Origin of the sequence: Thiolapillus sp. (genome assembly GCF_048562965.1) — a bacterium.
Lineage (GTDB): Bacteria > Pseudomonadota > Gammaproteobacteria > Chromatiales > Chromatiaceae > Thiolapillus > Thiolapillus brandeum_A.
Map to the genome: position 1 here is coordinate 1 of NZ_JBHNMF010000853.1, position 1229 is coordinate 1229.

Genomic DNA, 1229 nt, shown 5'->3' on the forward strand with positions numbered 1-1229 from the left:
CACAGTCGGTGACGCCTTTCTCTCCCAGGGCCATGGATCGTGGTCTTACGGGAACCATGCTGAGTATCCTGCGTCTGGAGAACGACCTGTTCAACCCCAACAAAGGTGCCAGTGAACTGGACGAGACGGATGGCGAGGAGATAGAAAAAGTCATTGATGTGGTGAGTGATCGTGCCTGGCGGATCAAGGGTACGGATACCAAGGGTACGGATACCAAGGATCTGGCGATCCAGGAACTGAAGGAACGGATCGACGAATGGGCGAAGGAAGCCAGCGTCGGAGGTCGGATCTTGGCCTATGAGCGCAAAGGTCAGGGCAAGGAGAATATCGTTCCTCTGTTGGAGAGGCCGGGAATCAGGGCGTGGCGGAATTTTACGGTGCCCATGTCGATGCGGGAAGTGGAGCCGGATGTTCCTCTGATCATGAACAGTATGCACTTGGGTGATGCACCCAGGTGGCGTGACGGCCTCCACCGAAGAAAGAAGAGGCCGATGCCGATGAAAGGAAGAATACTCATGATGAGGGTAGTGGACCCCCGTTCCAGGCATTGCAGGGGCAGGAGTTGGCTGGGCGGACATTCTCTGTGTGGTTGCCTGGAGAAGCCGAGGTGCGGAAGGTGCGCTTCATGGCGGCTGGTGATCCGAAACCACCAAAGAATGCCCAGGTCGTGGTGGCGCACCCTGATCTGAGACAGCCGGACGGTGTGCCGGGTTTCGCTCATGGAAAGTTGTGGTGGTCGGAATTGCAGGATGCGCAGACAGGGGAGCCCCGGATCAATCTAAGGGTTCGGCGCCGGGGTGCGACCACGTCTCTGCAGTTGTCGAAATCGGAGTGGGAAGCCTTCTCTGGCATCGGCACCGTGGTAGAGGATTAGGAGCAGGATCGGCCCATGGCACATTTGATACCGACTCTATCGATCGAAGAGATAGACAACAAACCGGAACGTGACGTTGCACGAGCATTGGTGGAGCAGCTGCCCAATCATGTGATCGTCTATCATAGCTATCCTTGGTTGAGACCCGATCGCAACGACAGGAGTAAGAAGACCACATTGAAGGAGGGAGAGGCCGATTTTCTCATTCTCTGGCCCGAACTGGGGTTGTTGGTTCTGGAAGTGAAAGGAGGCGAAATCCGCTACGATTCCGATGGGCGGCGTTGGTATCGCCGGCTCCCCAATGGCAAGGAGAGAGACATTCGAGATCCCTTCGAGCAGGCGAACAAGAACATGC

Annotated in this window: 1 protein-coding gene and 1 pseudogene; both read left to right on the forward strand. The window is 56.5% G+C overall.

Annotated features, from left to right (window positions below):
- Positions 1 to 689, forward strand: a pseudogene (locus ACOCD2_RS20635) (hypothetical protein); the annotation flags it as partial.
- A gap of 200 nt (positions 690 to 889) precedes the next feature.
- The coding region (locus ACOCD2_RS20640) for an NERD domain-containing protein (protein WP_294031595.1) at positions 890 to 1229 on the forward strand (340 nt) is incomplete at its 3' end.